Source organism: Niveispirillum sp. KHB5.9 (genome assembly GCF_048066115.1).
In the GTDB taxonomy this organism is placed as follows: Bacteria; Pseudomonadota; Alphaproteobacteria; order Azospirillales; family Azospirillaceae; genus Niveispirillum.
The window spans coordinates 334,746-348,796 of the sequence record NZ_JBLTYX010000002.1 but is presented as its reverse complement, the minus strand read 5'-3'; the positions used below and the strand labels follow the sequence as shown (position 1 = coordinate 348,796).

General features: G+C 66.5%; 13 protein-coding genes. 12 read left to right on the top strand and 1 reads right to left on the bottom strand.

Annotated features, from left to right (window positions below):
- Positions 1 to 90: 90 nt before the first annotated feature.
- The 6 genes from ACM9HJ_RS06095 (at position 91) to ACM9HJ_RS06070 (ending at position 8,587) form a co-directional block, all read left to right on the top strand.
- Positions 91 to 2,013 carry a bifunctional 5-dehydro-2-deoxygluconokinase/5-dehydro-2-deoxyphosphogluconate aldolase gene (locus ACM9HJ_RS06095; protein WP_416570813.1) on the top strand — a complete coding sequence of 641 codons (1,923 nt, stop codon included), beginning with the start codon at positions 91 to 93 and terminating at the stop codon, positions 2,011 to 2,013.
- A complete protein-coding gene (gene iolD, locus ACM9HJ_RS06090; RefSeq protein ID WP_416570812.1) occupies positions 2,010 to 3,857 on the top strand; it encodes a 3D-(3,5/4)-trihydroxycyclohexane-1,2-dione acylhydrolase (decyclizing) in 1,848 nt (615 codons plus the stop codon). Before ACM9HJ_RS06095 ends, iolD begins: the two co-directional genes overlap by 4 nt.
- Positions 3,858 to 3,859: 2 nt before the next feature.
- A complete protein-coding gene (iolE, locus tag ACM9HJ_RS06085) occupies positions 3,860 to 4,768 on the top strand; it encodes a myo-inosose-2 dehydratase (RefSeq protein ID WP_416570811.1) in 909 nt (302 codons plus the stop codon).
- On the top strand, positions 4,765 to 5,568 hold the full coding sequence (iolB, locus tag ACM9HJ_RS06080) for a 5-deoxy-glucuronate isomerase (RefSeq protein ID WP_416570810.1): 804 nt from the start codon (positions 4,765 to 4,767) through the stop codon (positions 5,566 to 5,568). The genes iolE and iolB overlap by 4 nt, the downstream gene beginning before the upstream one ends.
- Before the next feature lie 103 nt (positions 5,569 to 5,671).
- On the top strand, positions 5,672 to 7,183 hold the full coding sequence (locus tag ACM9HJ_RS06075) for a CoA-acylating methylmalonate-semialdehyde dehydrogenase (RefSeq protein WP_416570809.1): 1,512 nt from the start codon (positions 5,672 to 5,674) through the stop codon (positions 7,181 to 7,183).
- 84 nt (positions 7,184 to 7,267) lie between these two features.
- Complete coding sequence (locus tag ACM9HJ_RS06070; RefSeq protein ID WP_416570808.1) at positions 7,268 to 8,587, top strand: phytase; 1,320 nt, start codon at positions 7,268 to 7,270, stop codon at positions 8,585 to 8,587.
- A 106-nt stretch (positions 8,588 to 8,693) separates the two neighbouring features.
- Here the strand turns inward: ACM9HJ_RS06070 and ACM9HJ_RS06065 are convergent, their stop codons facing one another.
- Positions 8,694 to 9,431: an SDR family oxidoreductase gene (locus ACM9HJ_RS06065; protein ID WP_416570807.1), complete on the bottom strand. Its 738-nt coding sequence runs from the start codon at positions 9,429 to 9,431 to the stop codon at positions 8,694 to 8,696.
- Between the two features lie 97 nt (positions 9,432 to 9,528).
- On the opposite strand from ACM9HJ_RS06065, the gene ACM9HJ_RS06060 reads away from it, so the two are divergent.
- The 6 genes from ACM9HJ_RS06060 to ACM9HJ_RS06035 all read left to right on the top strand — a co-directional run bounded on the left by ACM9HJ_RS06060 (position 9,529) and on the right by ACM9HJ_RS06035 (position 13,980).
- Positions 9,529 to 10,125: a 2-hydroxychromene-2-carboxylate isomerase gene (locus tag ACM9HJ_RS06060; protein WP_416570806.1), complete on the top strand. Its 597-nt coding sequence runs from the start codon at positions 9,529 to 9,531 to the stop codon at positions 10,123 to 10,125.
- A gap of 110 nt (positions 10,126 to 10,235) precedes the next feature.
- Complete coding sequence (locus ACM9HJ_RS06055) at positions 10,236 to 10,703, top strand: hypothetical protein (protein WP_416570805.1); 468 nt, start codon at positions 10,236 to 10,238, stop codon at positions 10,701 to 10,703.
- Positions 10,704 to 10,723: 20 nt separating this feature from the next.
- Complete coding sequence (locus tag ACM9HJ_RS06050) at positions 10,724 to 11,122, top strand: tautomerase family protein (protein ID WP_416570804.1); 399 nt, start codon at positions 10,724 to 10,726, stop codon at positions 11,120 to 11,122.
- A 4-nt stretch (positions 11,123 to 11,126) separates the two neighbouring features.
- The gene (locus ACM9HJ_RS06045; RefSeq protein WP_416570803.1) at positions 11,127 to 12,008 is read left to right on the top strand and encodes a LysR family transcriptional regulator; all 882 of its coding nucleotides are present in this window, start codon (positions 11,127 to 11,129) and stop codon (positions 12,006 to 12,008) included.
- A 109-nt stretch (positions 12,009 to 12,117) separates the two neighbouring features.
- Positions 12,118 to 13,083 (top strand): enoyl-CoA hydratase/isomerase family protein, encoded by a 966-nt coding sequence (locus tag ACM9HJ_RS06040; protein WP_416570802.1) that lies wholly within the window; start codon positions 12,118 to 12,120, stop codon positions 13,081 to 13,083.
- A 6-nt stretch (positions 13,084 to 13,089) separates the two neighbouring features.
- Positions 13,090 to 13,980, top strand: coding sequence for an alpha/beta hydrolase (locus tag ACM9HJ_RS06035; protein ID WP_416570801.1), 891 nt, complete (start codon positions 13,090 to 13,092; stop codon positions 13,978 to 13,980).
- The last annotated feature ends 71 nt before the right edge of the window (positions 13,981 to 14,051 follow it).

The following is a 14,051-nucleotide window of genomic DNA, read 5'->3' as shown; positions in this document are numbered from 1 at the left end:
TGCATTCCACAATGAAACGCCATAGCTATGGAGGCGAGATCACGGCCCGGACCAACGGGCCCAGCGATAAAACGCATGGGGAGCGCTTGAATGCCGCAGGACCATCAAACCCTGGACCTTCTGGCCATCGGCCGGTCCAGCGTCGATCTTTACGGACAGCAGGTTGGCGGCCGGCTGGAGGATATGGCGTCGTTTGCCAAATATGTCGGCGGCAGCCCCACCAACACCGCCGTGGGCGGCGCCCGGCTGGGCCTGCGCACCGGCTTGCTGACCCGTGTCGGTGCCGACCATATGGGCCGTTTCATCGCCGAACAGCTGGAACGTGAGGGCGTGGAGACCAGTGGCGTGCTGTCCGATCCGGCGCGGCTGACGGCTTTGGTCATCCTGGGTATCCGCGACCGGCATAGTTTCCCCCTGATCTTCTACCGGGAGAATTGCGCCGACATGGCGCTGGTGCCCGAGGATGTGGATCTGGAACTGGTGGCCCGCGCGCGGTCCGTGCTGATCAACGGCACCCATCTGTCGCAGCCGGGCGTGCGGGCCGCCAGCCTGAAGGCGGCGCGTGCCGTGCGGGCGGCCGGCGGGCGCGTGGTCTTCGACATCGACTACCGCCCCGTGCTCTGGGGCCTGACCGGCCGCGACGCAGGCGAAAACCGCTTCGTCGCCCACGGGGCGGTGACGGAGAGCCTGCAGGAGGTGCTGCCGCTCTGCGACCTGATCGTCGGCACGGAGGAGGAGGTGCATATCCTGGGCGGCAGCACCGACACCATCGCCTGCCTGAAGGCCATCCGCGCCAAAACCGATGCGCTGCTGGTGACCAAGCGCGGGCCGCTGGGCTGCGTGGCCTTCCCCGGTGCCATTCCCGACAGCCTGGATGACGGTATCGGCGCCCGCGGCTTCCCGGTGGAGGTTTACAATGTCTTAGGCGCCGGCGATGCCTTCATGGCCGGGTTCCTGCGCGGCTGGCTGCGTGACCTGTCGCTGGAGGAATGCTGCGAGCTGGGCAATGCCTGCGGGGCGATCGTCGTGTCGCGCCATGGCTGTGCCCCGGCCATGCCGACCTGGACGGAGCTGGAACAGTTCCTGGCCGATGATGACCGCCCGTTCCGCCTGCGCGAGGATGCGGACCTGGAACATGTGCATTGGGCCACGACGCGCGAGGGGACCTATCCGGAGCTGACCGTCCTGGCCATCGATCATCGCAGCCAGTTCGAGGATCTGGCGGCGGAGCTGGGCGTGGATATTGGCCTTGTGCCGGCCTTCAAGACCCTGGCTTTGGCGGCACTGGACCGGGTGGCCGGCGGCGATGCGCGGTTCGGCGTGCTGCTGGACGGGCGCTTCGGCTTCGATGCCCTGGCCAAGGCCGGCGACTTCCCCTACTGGATCGGCCGGCCCATCGAGGAGCCGAAATCGCGGCCTTTGGTGTTCGAGAGCAGCGCCGACGTGGCCACCGAACTGGCGGAATGGCCGCTGAACCATGTGGTGAAATGCCTGGTCTTCTACCATCCCGACGACCCGGCCGACCTGAAGGAACGCCAGGAGCGGCAGTTGCTGCGCCTGTTCGATGCCTGCCGCAAGACCCGCCATGAATTGCTGCTGGAAGTGATCGTGCCGGCCGGCATGTCCGTGGACAGCGACACCGTCGCCCGTGCGCTTCAGCGCTTCTACGATCTGGGCATCCGGCCCGACTGGTGGAAGCTGGAACCGGTGGAGGATGCGGCCGCCTGGGGCCGCATCTCCCAGGTGGTCGAACAGAACGACCCGTTATGCCGTGGCATCGTCCTGCTGGGCCTGTCGGCGCCGGAGGAGGAACTTGTCGCCTCCTTCCAGGTGGCGGCGACCTTCCCGCAGGTGAAGGGCTTCGCCGTGGGCCGTACCATCTTCCACGATGTGGCTAGGCAGTGGCTGACCGGCGCCATCGATGATGAACAGGCCGTGGAGGCCCTGGCCGGCAAGCTGAGGCGGCTGGTCACGGCCTGGCGGGATGCCCGCGAACAGGGGATGGCAGCATGAGCACGATCCGACTGACCGCCGCACAGGCCACAACCCGCTGGCTGGCGGCCCAGATGGTAGAGGGCGACGACGGCCCCGTGCCGTTCTTCGCCGGGGTCTGGGCCATCTTCGGCCATGGCAATGTCGCGGGCCTGGGCGAGGCGCTGCACGGCATGGGCGACGTGCTGCCCACCTATCGCGCCCATAATGAACAGGGCATGGCCCATGCCGCCATCGCCTATGCCAAGGCCAAGGGGCGCCGCCGGGCCATGGTCTGCACCAGTTCCATCGGGCCGGGGGCGACCAACATGGTGACGGCGGCGGCCCTGGCCCATGTCAACCGCCTGCCCGTGCTGTTCCTGCCCGGCGATATCTTCGCCAGCCGCCGGCCCGACCCGGTATTGCAACAGGTGGAGGATTTCGGCGACGGCACCGTGTCGGCGAACGACTGCTTCCGTCCGGTCTCGCGCTATTTCGACCGTATCCAGCGGGCCGAACAATTGCTGGACGCGCTGCCCCGTGCCATGGCGGTGCTGACCGATCCGGCCGATTGCGGGCCGGTGACACTAGCCTTCTGTCAGGACACGCAGACCGAGGCCTATGACTGGCCGGAAAGTTTCTTCGCGCCCCGCCTTTGGCATTTCCGCCGGGTGGAGCCCGATCCGCGCGAACTGGCGCTGCTGCGGGACAAGCTGTCCAAGGCAAAGCGCCCCCTGATCATCGCCGGTGGCGGCGTGCATTACGCCCAGGCCGGTGACACGCTCGCCCGCTTCGCCAGCGCCACCGGTATGCCGGTGGCGGAAACGCAGGCCGGCAAGGGTGCGCTTTCCTGGGACCATCCCGCCAATCTGGGCGCCATCGGCGTCACCGGCAGTGCGGCCGCCAACAAGGCGGCGGCAGAGGCCGACCTGATCGTCGGCATCGGCACGCGTCTGGCCGATTTCACCACCGGTTCCCGCCGTCTGGTCCATGGCACGGGCCGCGATCTGGTGCAGGTGAATATCACCCCCTTCGATGCCCACAAGCATGGGGCGGAACCGGTGGTCGGCGATGCCGGACGGGTGCTGGACCTGCTGGCCGCTGGGTTGTCGGGCTGGACGGCACCGCGCGACTGGGTGGCGGGGCTGGGTACTGCCCTGGCCGACTGGCACGCGAACGTGGACCTTGTGACGGCCGCCCCCACCACTACCACTTCCGGCCTGCCCACCGATGCGCAGGTGATCGGTGCCGTGCAGCGATCGGCCGCCGATGATGCCATCGTCGTCTGTGCCGCCGGCGGCTTGCCTGGCGACCTGCACAAGTTGTGGCGGGTGGTGCGGCCCGGCGGTTACCACATGGAATATGGCTATTCCTGCATGGGGTACGAGATCGCGGGCGGTGTCGGTGTCGCCCTGGCCCAGCCGCAGCGGGAAGTGCATGTCATGGTGGGCGACGGGTCCTACCTGATGATGAATTCCGAACTGGCCGTGTCGATCATGCTCGGGGCGAAGCTGATCGTCACCCTGCTGGACAATCGCGGTTTCGGCTGCATCAACCGGTTGCAGGCGGCCACGGGCGGTGCGCCCTTCAACAATCTGCTGGCTGACGCCCGCCACCGCACCATGCCCGACACCGATTTCGCCGCCCATGCCGCCAGCCTGGGCGCGCGGGGCGAGAAGGTGGCGAGCATCGCGGAGCTGGAGGCGGCCCTGGCCCGTGCGCGGGCCGCCGACCGCAGCAGCGTCATCGTCATCGATACGGACCCGCGACCCAGCGACGCCGGCGGTGGCGCCTGGTGGGACGTGGCGGTGCCGGAAACCTCATCGCGTGAGCAGGTGCGCCAGGCGCGCGCCGCCTATGAAACCAAGATCAACGAAGGCCTGTGACCATGAGCATCCGTTTCGGTGTCAGCCCCATCGCCTGGATCAATGACGACATGCCCGAACTGGGTGGCGACACGCCGCTCTCCACGGTGCTGTCCGACACGCGTGACCTGGGCTTTACCGGGATCGAGCTGGGGGGCCGCTTTCCCCGCGATCCGGCGGCCCTGCGCGACCTGCTGGGCAGCTACGATCTGGATCTGGTCGGCGGCTGGTACAGCGGCAACCTGCTGGCCCAGGACGCGGCGGCGGAGATCGCGGCGTTGCAACCGCACCTGGCCCTGCTGAAGGCGCTGGGCACCAACGTGTTCGTGTTCGCGGAGACCAGCAACGCCATCCATTGCCGCAAGGAAATCCCGCTGAACGACACGCCGTCGCTGTCGGAAGCCGAGTGGAAGCAGTTCGGCACCCGGCTGACCGAGGTCTCGGATTACCTGAAAAGCCAGAGCATGCGCATGGCCTATCACCACCATCTGGGCACGGTGGTGGAACGGCCGGCCGATCTGGATGCGTTCCTGCGCCATACGGGACCCAGCGTCGGTCTGACCGTCGATACCGGCCATGCCGTGCTGGGCGGGGTCGATCCGCTGGCCTTGCTGCGCGACCATCCCGAACGCGTGGCCCATGTCCATTGCAAGGATTACCGCAAGGATGTCTTCGCCCGCGTGCGGGAAACGGGGATGAGCTTCCTGGACGGGGTGCTGGCCGGCATGTTCACCGTGCCCGGTGATGGCGGCACCGACTTCACCGCCGTGATGAAGGTGCTGGCCGAGATCGGCTATCAGGGCTGGGTGATCGTGGAAGCCGAACAGGATCCCGCCATCGCCCCGCCGGCCGAATATGGCCGCATTGGTATCCGCACCCTGAACGAGGCCGCTGCGGCGGCCGGCCTGACAGTGGTTGGGAGGGCGTCATGAGCCAGCTTCGCGTTCGTCCCACCACGCCCGACGCCGATGGCCGCACCCTGTCGGTGACGCCGGAAAGTGCCGGCTGGGGCCATGTCGGCTTCGCCCTGCACCAGCTGAAGCCGGGCCAGAGCGTACACGGGCTGGAGACGACCCGCGAACTGTGCCTGGTGCTGGTGGCTGGCAGCGCCCGCATCACGGCTGGCGACACCGATCTGGGCATCACCGGCGGCCGGGAAAGCCCCTTCGTCGACGCCGCCCCCGGTGCCGCCTACATCCCCGCCGGCACGCCCTACAGCGTCACAGCCGAGGGCCCGGTGGAACTGGCCATCTGTTCCGCCCCTGGCCGTCCCGGCGGTGATGCCCGCCTGATCGCACCGGCCCGCATGGGGCGGGAGGTGCGGGGGCAGGGGACCAATACCCGCCATGTCCGCAACATCCTGCCCGAGGGTGAGCGGGCCGACAGTCTGCTGGTGGTGGAGGTGGTCACGCCCGGTGGCCATTGGTCCAGCTACCCGCCGCACAAGCACGACACGGCGCGCGGAGATGATGAGACCCTGCTGGAGGAAACCTATTACCACCGCCTGCATCCGCCCCAGGGTTTCGCCTTCCAGCGCGTCTATACCGACGATCGTTCGCTGGACGAGACCATCGCGGTGGAGGATGGCGATGTGGTGATGGTGCCGCGCGGATACCACCCGGTGGGAGCGGCCCATGGATACGATCTTTATTACCTGAACGTGATGGCGGGACCGGAGCGCCGCTGGCGCTTCCACAACGACCCCGCCCATGAATGGATCATCAAGCCGTAGGTCAGGTCGAGCCGCAGGCGAGCCCTGACAGAAGCGGATTGAAAGCAATGCTGTCAGGGCTCGGCTCACGCCTCGACCTGACCTACGGTCTTCATCGCAAGGAATGCCAACGATGCGCGAGATTTCGCATTTCATCGACGGGCAGCGCGTGCCTGGACGGTCCGGCCGCTATGCCGACGTGTTCGACCCCAATTCCGGTCAGGTGCAGGCCCGTGTGGCGCTGGCCAGTGACGGCGAACTGGATACGGCCATCGCATCGGCCAGCCGGGCCCAACCGGCCTGGGCCGCCCTGAACCCGCAGCGCCGGGCCCGTGTCATGTTCAATTTCAAGCATCTGCTTGAAAAGCACTTGGACGAGCTGGCCCATCTGCTGTCATGCGAACATGGCAAGGTCATCGCCGACGCCAAGGGCGATATCCAGCGCGGGCTGGAGGTGATCGAATTCGTCTGCGGCATCCCGCATCTGCTGAAGGGCGATTACACCCAGGGGGCCGGCCCCGGCATCGATGTCTATTCCATGCGTCAGCCGCTGGGTGTGGTGGCCGGCATCACGCCGTTCAACTTCCCGGCCATGATCCCGCTGTGGATGATGGGGCCGGCCGTGGCGGCGGGCAATGCCTTCATCCTGAAACCGTCGGAACGCGATCCGTCGGTGCCTGTACGTCTGGCCGAACTGCTGATGGAGGCGGGGTTGCCGCCCGGCATCGTCAATGTCGTGCAGGGCGACAAGTCGGCGGTGGAGGGCATCCTGGACCATCCCAGCATCCGTGCCGTCAGCTTCGTGGGTTCCAGCGACATCGCCCAAGCCGTCTATAACCGTGGCTCGGCCGCCGGCAAGCGCATGCAGTGCATGGGCGGGGCCAAGAACCATGGCATCATCCTGCCCGACGCCGACCTGGACCAGGCCGTGGCCGATATCATCGGCGCTGCCTATGGCTCGGCCGGTGAGCGCTGCATGGCCCTGCCCGTCGTCGTGCCGGTGGGTGAACGCACGGCCCTGGCGCTGCGGGAAAAGCTGGTGTCGGCCATCGGCGGGTTGCGCGTCGGCGTCTCCACCGACGAACAGGCCCATTACGGCCCCGTCGTCACCGCCCAGCACAAGGCCCGCATCGAACGCTACATCGCGCTGGGCGTGGAGGAGGGGGCGGAGCTGGTGGTCGACGGGCGCGGCCTCAGCCTGCAGGGCCATGAGGAAGGGTACTTCCTGGGCCCGACCCTGTTCGACCATGTGAAGCCGGACATGCAGGCCTATCGTGACGAGATTTTCGGTCCCGTGCTGCAGATCGTGCGGGCCGACAGCTTTGCCGAAGCCATCAGCCTGCCCACCCGCCATGCCTATGGCAATGGCGTGGCCATCTTCACCGCCAATGGCGATGCCGCTCGCGAATTCGCCGATCAAGTCGAAATCGGCATGGTCGGCATCAATGTGCCGATCCCGGTTCCCGTCGCCTATCACAGTTTCGGTGGCTGGAAACGCTCGGGCTTCGGCGATCTGAACCAATATGGGGTGGATGGCATCCGCTTCTTCACCCGCACCAAGACCGTCACCCAGCGCTGGCCGCGCCGGCAGGGTGCGGTCGTGGACCAGAGCTTCGTCATCCCGACGATGCGGTAAGACCGGTATCGATGACACAACCCCCATGGCAGGGGGGCGCTTTCCCTGAGAAGAACCTTAGAAACACAATGGGAGGTCCAAACCATGCGTGCGCTGATCCCGATTGCGGCCCTGCTGCTTCTGACCGCCTGCGGCAAGGAACAGCCCATGGCCTATGCCCCGCTTCCGTTGGTCAAGCCTGTGGCGGAGACCGCGCCCGGCATGCCCGACAGCGCGCAGAAGGGGGACGCCGATGATCCGTCCTTCTGGCTGCACCCGGATGATCCGGGCAAGAGCCTGATGATCACGGCGGTGAAGGGATCGGGCCTGCGGGTCTATGATCTTCAGGGCAATCTGGTGCAGCGCATCGATGCCGAGCCCGATGGCCGCTACAACAATGTCGACGTGGCCTATGGGCTGAAGCGTCCCGACGGCAGCAGCTTCGACATCGCCGTGGCCAGCGACCGTGGCCGCGACCGGCTGATGGTCTGGGCCATCGATCCGGCCAACCCCACCAGCCCTCTGACCGATATCACCGACCCCAACCAGGGTCAGGTCTTCCCCACCCGCCTGTCGCCCGACGGCAAGAGCGAGATCGACAATCCGGTGGCCGATCAGGTCAGCGCCTATGGTCTGACCCTGTGGCAGGACAAGGCCACCGGCGAGGTCCGCGCCGTGGTGGCGCAGCGCAAGGCGGCCCGCCTGGCCGAACAGCGGCTGGTGGTGAAGGCCGACGGCACGGTGGGCCACGAGCGCACCCGCCACTGGGACTTCCCCACCAGCCACAAGGGCCAGGATTTGTGGGCGGAGAGCGAGACCGATCCGGCGCAGGACTGGTCACCGCAGTTCGAGGGGCTGGTGGTCGATGCCGAGGCCGGCACCCTGTTCGCGGGGCAGGAGGATGTGGGCCTGTGGCGGGTAAACCTGACGACGGGCCAGGCCGAGGACAGGCCCTTCTATGAGACGCGCGGATCGGTGAAGAGCCCGTTCAACAACCAGGACAGCAGGATCGCCCGTGATGTGGAGGGGCTGGCGCTTTACCGTGGAGCCGATGGCACCGGCTATCTGATCGCGTCCAGCCAGGGCGATGCGCATGGCGATGGCGGCCATTCCGACAATGGCGGCTTGGATGACAGTTTTGCCATCTTCGAACGGGGCGGGGAGAACCGTTACCTGGGCAGCTTCCGGCTGACCGCCAACGGCCCCATCGATGCCGGTCAGGAATGCGATGGGGCGGAGCTGGTGTCGATCCCGCTGCCGGGATATCCGCAGGGGCTGCTGATGGTCCAGGACGGCTATAATGACGACCTGAACGGCTTGAGCGGCAAGCCCAACGCCACCAACTTCAAGTATGTCTCCTGGTCCGACGTCGTCGCGGCTCTGCCGCAGCTCACCGTAAAGGCCGGCGGCTGGACGCCGCGGTGAGCGGATAGACTGTCAGAACATCGGTGAATTCCGCTCCGCATCCAGGCATCAATACAGAAGCCCCGGCAAGATCGAAATCTTGCCGGGGCTTTTTGCCTGGTGATGCCTACCAGGTCTCCATCCAGGGGCGGAGGTCCTGTTCGAAAGTCCAGGCGGTGCGGTGCTGGGCGTGCATCTGCCAGAACGCCTCGGCGATCTGCGCAGGCTCCAGGATGCCGTCCTGGTCCTTCAGGGCGTACCTTTCGGGGAAATTCTCCCGGATGAATTCCGTGTCGATGGCGCCGTCGATGATCAGGTGCCCGACATGGATGCCCGATGGCCCCAGTTCCCTGGCCATGCTTTGCGCCAGCGCCCGCAATCCATGCTTGGCGCCGGCGAAGGCGGAGAAGCCGGCGCTCCCGCGCAGGGAGGCGGTGGCACCGGTGAACAATATGCTGCCCTTGCCGCGCGGCACCATGTGCGTGGCGGCCTCCCGCCCGGCCAGGAAGCCGGCGAAGCAAGCCATCTCCCACACCTTGCGATAGACCCGTGCCGTGGTTTCCCGGATGCCGAACCGCACATTGGCGCCGATGTTGAAGATCACGGCCGCCAGCGGGCCGATATCCCGTTCGATCGTGGCGAAAAGGTCGATCACCTGCTGCTCGTCCCGGGCGTCGGAACCGAACGGGTGGGCCGTTCCGCCATCTGCCTGGATCTGCTGCACCAGGCCTTCAAGGCGTTTCAACTCCCGCCGCGTCACGCACACCGCATAGCCTTCCCGCGCGAAGCGGCGGGCGATGGCACCGCCCGTGGCATCCCCGGCACCGATGACAAGCACTGTCGGCCGCAGCACATCCCCGTCCATTCCATCCTCCCGCCCCTCTCTTCCGGAAAACAGGATGGCATGCTAAGTTCTAAAAAGGAACTTAAAATCCGACGGTCAATATCAAGGGGAGGGGAACATGATGGGTGCGAAAAAGGTGGAGTTCCTGTTCGATTACGGCAGCCCGGCCAGCTATCTGGCCTATAAGCTGCTTCCGGCCATTGCGGAGCGCCACGGGGCGGAGATCGTGTGGACGCCCATCCTGCTGGGCGGGCTGTTCAAGATCGTCGGCAACCGTCCACCGGCGGAGGTGCCGGCCAAGGGGCGCTGGATGCTTCAGGACCTGATCCGGCACGCCGCGTATTACCAGGTGCCATTCGCCTTCAACCGCTTCTTTCCCGTCAACACCCTGATGCTGATGCGCGGTGCCGTGGTCGCGCAGCGGGAAGGCCGGCTGCTGCCCTATTCGGATGCCGTGTTCAAGGCCCTGTGGGTCGATGGCCGGAACATGAATGATCCCGACATCGTGGCGAAGGTCTGGGCCGGTGCGGGCTTCGACCCGGCCGCCCTGTTCGCCGCCGCCAATGAGGGTGGGGCCAAGGATGGGTTGCGGCACCTGACGGAGGCTGCGGCGGAGCGCGGGGTCTTCGGCGCGCCGACCTTCTTCGTCGGCGATGCCATGTTCTTCGGGCAGGACCGGCTGGATTTCGTCGATCGGGAACTGGCGGTGGCCTGATCGGGGGCTGGCCCGTTATTCCAGAATTTACGTACATATCGAAAATCAATTCATTTAACTTCCGACCCTGAACCCCGTAGCGTTCCCTCAACAAGCCGGGAGGGAGGCTCATGGTCAAAACGGTGCGGATGCTCTGCCTCGTCCAGCAGGATGCCTTCACGGCCGATCAGATCCTGCGGATCGAGGCGGGAATTCGATATATCTACATCAAGTATTTCGGCCCGCATCGCCTTGAGGGCTACTGGATGTATGCGCCGCCGGGCCAGGCCTTCGTGGCGGGTGCCCAATCCACGGCCAGCGCCGTGGTGCTGCCTGTCGCCGATGGTCTGGCCCTGGATATCCGGCATGCCTTCATGCGTGAGGTGACGGCGCTGTGGATGGAGCGGGCGCGATGCAGGAACAGCGAGATCGTGCTGAACGCCACCGATCATACCTATACCGTCAACCTGATCCGGGCGATGAGCCGCCGTTATCGGCCCACCATGCGCCTCTTCGGTCTGGCGCGCATGGTCTTCGGCTTCATGCGGTCGCGCCTGCGGCGGGGCCATGCCCTGATCAGCGTCAACATGGCCCATTGAGATCACGGGGAGACGAGGACGTGCCGGCCTATACCCTATCCACCAACCTTGTTTTGTCGGCGGAGCAGCGCCAGAAGCTGGCCGGCATCGTCACGCAGGTCCATTGCTCCGTCACCGGCGCGCCCGCGGCCCTGGTCCATGTCTTCTTCTCACACGGCATCCCAATCCGCCGCGGTTCGACCCTGTTCGTGTTCGGCAATGTCCGCAAGGGCCGGACCGGCGAGTTGAACAGGATGCTGCGCGCCTCCCTCTGTTCCACCTTGAGCCGGTCGCTGGGTGTGGAGGAGCGGGCGGTCGATGTGGAACTGTTCGAGATGAACCCCAAATGGATCATGGAATATGGTGAAATCGTGCCCGAGGTCGGCGAGGAGGAGGAATGGATGCGGCGGACCAAACTGACCTGGGCCAAGTCGGCGTGAGTCCATGTTCGATATCGACGATATCCGCCATATCAAGCTGATCGCTGAACTGGGCAGCATCAGCCAGGCGTCGGAACGGCTGAACATGTCGCAGCCGACGCTGAGCAAGCGTCTGGCCCGGCTGGAGCGGCATTTCGGCATCGCGCTGTTCCACCGTTCCAACAGCGGCATGATCGCGACGGAGGCCGCGACCTATATCATCGGGGCCGGCGAGCCGCTGTTCCGGCAGATTCAGGTGATCGAGCGCCATATCGAGCTGATGGCCACGGTGCGGGAAGGGCGGCTTTCCCTGGGCGTCGGTCCCATCGTCGAGCAGATCCACCTGCCTTGCGTGCTGCTGGATTATCATCGCCGCTTCCCCGGCATCCGCCTGTCGGTGCGAACGGGGTCGGCGGAGCAGTTGATGGCTTGGCTCATCAACGGCGAACTGGACGCCGCCGCCGGTCCCTTCGGCGATGACGTGGCCGGGCTGGCGCCGTTCCATGCCGAGGCCCTGCCGGAGGAGGAGATGGTGCTGGTCGTACGCTGCGGCCACCCGCTGGCCGGCCGGGACAGCCTGGGGGCCGGCGACCTGACAGCCTATCCATCCATCGGGCCCCATATCCCCGCCCATTGGGTCCACAGGCTGGGTGCCAGGGGGGTGGAGATCGTGCCGCAGATCACCTGCGACAATTACGCGACCTCCAAGTCCTTGGTGATGGCGTCGGATTTCATCACCGGCGGGCCGGAGCGGCTGTTCGCCCGCGAGCTGGCGGACGGGGTGCTGGCCAAGCTGCCGGTCCGCACCTCCATTCCCTGGTCGGCCCGTTTCGTGACACGGGTCGAATCCCTGCATCTGCCGGCCATCGTCAACCTGCTGGCGATCTTCAAGCAAAGCTCCGGTTAAGCGCGACCGGGCGAGACGGAAACGATCCAACAACGTGAAGGACGCGGATGCGAACCAGGTGCCGACAGGGTGCCCGGCAAGGATGCCGCTCGGCCCCGGGGAGGGCAGGATGACGAAACCGAAGGCGCCGAAGGGGCGCGTGGATGTCGAAAGACGGGGGCCGGTGCTGATCGCCCGCATCGATGGCGGGAAGCTGGCCGAATTCGGGCCGGAGATCGCGGATGCGCTGGCGGGGCTGGTGAAGCGGGCGGACACCGATCCGACCGTGCGGGTCGTGGTGCTGACGGGTACCCATTCCGGACGGTTCGTCAGCCACGCCACCATTCCCTGGCTGAATGACGGCGGCCGGAGCGGTTTTCCGGTCGGCCGGGCCGGGAGCATGCTGCTGGCCCGGGTCGCCGGTGTGCTGCGCCGAATCCCCGGCATCTGGCCGCTGATCTCCTGGTTGCCCTTCGCCGGGGCGGTGCAGTTGGACAGGCTGCATGCCACGTTCCTGCGCATGAACCGCAGCAGCGTGATCTTCGTCGCGGCACTGAACGGGTCGGCCCAGGGGATCGGCAGCGAGCTGGTCCAGGCCTGCGACGTGCGCGTCATGGCCGACGATGCGCGCTTCTTCATCGGCCAGTTCGAGGTGCTGATCGGCTTCAACCCCGGCGGCGGCGGCACGCAGCGGATGGCGCGGCTGATGGGGCCGCAGCGTGCATTGCGGGTGATGCTGGAGGGGCGGCCCGTCCATCCGCGTGAGGCGCTGGAGATCGGCCTGGTCGATGAACTGGTGCCGCCCCCGCAATTGCTGGAAAGGGCGGTGGCGCTGGGCACCTATCTGGGCCTCAGGCCGCGTGACGCGGTGGCGGCGATCAAGCGCTGCGTCCATGTCGCCGCCCGCCTGCCGTTGAAGGACGGGCTGCGCCATGAGCGGGCGGAATTCCTGTCGCTGCTGACAAGGCGCGAGGCGCAGTCGCTGATGACCGGCTATGTGGCCGCGACCGAACGCGATGGGGAACTGCCCCTTTACACCCCCCGATCCTATGCCCGGGCGCTGGCGGAAGGTTCCTTTCCGCGCCATGGAGGATGATGTCCCGTGAAGACCATTGAAAAGCCCTTCGTCAGCCGGGGAACGAATTGCGCCGGCACCCTGCTGCTGCCCGAGGCGAAGCCAGCCGCCATGATCGTCATGGCGCACGGGTTCGGTGCCATCCGGGCGGCAGGCCTGTACCCGTTCGCGGAGAAGTTCCTGCGCGCCGGTTATGCCGTGTTCCTGTTCGACTACCGCACCTTCGGCGACAGCGAAGGCAGCCCGCGCCATTGGGCCAGCCCGCGCCGGCACTTGCAGGATTGGGACGCCGCCGTGCACCATGTGCGGGCATTGCCGGAGGTCGCGGGCGTGCCGCTTGTGGTCTGGGGCAGCTCGTTCGGCGGGGGGCATGTGCTGCAGACGGCGGCCCTCAACAGGATGGTCGATGCCGTCATCGCCCAGGTGCCGCACACCAGCGGTTTCGCCAGCACGGCCGAGGTGCTGCCGCATGTGGCGGTTCGGCTGGTCCTGGCCGGGTTGCGCGACCTTGTCGGCGGGTGGTTCGGCTTTCCGCATTACCTTCCCATCGTCGGGCGGCCCGGCGATGTCGCGGCCCTCAGCACCGCGGAATGCTGGGACGGGTACCTGCGGCTGTTTGCGAAGAATGCGAACTGGGCCAATACCGTGCGGGCCCGCGTCTTCCTGGAACTGCCCTGGTACAGCCCGCTGCGTCACGCGCACAAGATCAAGGTACCGGCCCTGATCGTAGTCGGGGCGGACGACAGCGTCACGCCGGCCGCTGCCGCACGCCGCACCGCCAACCGCATCAGGGACTGCGAATTCCACACGCTGCCCTGCAATCATTTCGCGCCCTACTACGACGCGGAATTCGAAGCGAACGTCGCCCTGCAGCTGGCCTTCCTGAAGCGCCGCATGCCGGCACCCGCCGGCACCTGATCCCCGAACCGCCGCAAAAGAAGGACGAACAAGCGATGATGACGGACCTGGACCGGCGCATGGATGCGATC

Bases quoted from the DNA above. Each gene is read 5' to 3' on its own strand.
- ACM9HJ_RS06095 (WP_416570813.1), top strand. From the start codon at position 91: ATGCCGCAGGACCATCAAACCCTGGACCTTCTGGCCATCGGCCGGTCC.
- iolD (WP_416570812.1), top strand. From the start codon at position 2,010: ATGAGCACGATCCGACTGACCGCCGCACAGGCCACAACCCGCTGGCTG.
- iolE (WP_416570811.1), top strand. From the start codon at position 3,860: ATGAGCATCCGTTTCGGTGTCAGCCCCATCGCCTGGATCAATGACGAC.
- iolB (WP_416570810.1), top strand. From the start codon at position 4,765: ATGAGCCAGCTTCGCGTTCGTCCCACCACGCCCGACGCCGATGGCCGC.
- ACM9HJ_RS06075 (WP_416570809.1), top strand. From the start codon at position 5,672: ATGCCAACGATGCGCGAGATTTCGCATTTCATCGACGGGCAGCGCGTG.
- ACM9HJ_RS06070 (WP_416570808.1), top strand. From the start codon at position 7,268: ATGCGTGCGCTGATCCCGATTGCGGCCCTGCTGCTTCTGACCGCCTGC.
- ACM9HJ_RS06065 (WP_416570807.1), bottom strand. From the start codon at position 9,431: ATGGACGGGGATGTGCTGCGGCCGACAGTGCTTGTCATCGGTGCCGGG.
- ACM9HJ_RS06060 (WP_416570806.1), top strand. From the start codon at position 9,529: ATGATGGGTGCGAAAAAGGTGGAGTTCCTGTTCGATTACGGCAGCCCG.
- ACM9HJ_RS06055 (WP_416570805.1), top strand. From the start codon at position 10,236: ATGGTCAAAACGGTGCGGATGCTCTGCCTCGTCCAGCAGGATGCCTTC.
- ACM9HJ_RS06045 (WP_416570803.1), top strand. From the start codon at position 11,127: ATGTTCGATATCGACGATATCCGCCATATCAAGCTGATCGCTGAACTG.
- ACM9HJ_RS06040 (WP_416570802.1), top strand. From the start codon at position 12,118: ATGACGAAACCGAAGGCGCCGAAGGGGCGCGTGGATGTCGAAAGACGG.